Origin of the sequence: Nocardioides cremeus (assembly GCF_030518195.1) — a bacterium.
Taxonomy (GTDB): Bacteria; Actinomycetota; Actinomycetes; order Propionibacteriales; family Nocardioidaceae; genus Nocardioides; species Nocardioides cremeus.
Genome location: NZ_JAULSC010000372.1, coordinates 1 through 242 on the forward strand (window position 1 = coordinate 1; position 242 = coordinate 242).

At 80.2% G+C, this 242-nt stretch carries 1 pseudogene; it reads right to left on the reverse strand.

Annotated elements, in window-relative coordinates:
- Positions 1-228 (reverse strand): annotated as a pseudogene (locus QWJ41_RS22575) (2-keto-4-pentenoate hydratase); the annotation flags it as partial.
- Positions 229-242: the final 14 nt, after the last annotated feature.

A 242-nucleotide genomic window follows, 5' to 3' on the forward strand; every position in this document is an offset into this window, starting at 1 on the left:
AGTGGCGCCGATCTTGCGGCCCACCACGCGGGCGCCCGCCGCGACCCGGCTGGCGTTGAGGTGCCCCTGCACGAGGTAGGCCGCCGCGACGTCGGTGGCCCCGATCAGGTCGCGCACCGGGGCGCAGGGGGTGGTGGTGGCCAGCGCCCGCACGAGCCGCTCGCCCGCCGCGGCCACGGTCGCCGCGTCGACCTGCGAGCGCGGGCGCTCGACCCGGCCCGCGGGCACGTCGTACGCGTCGC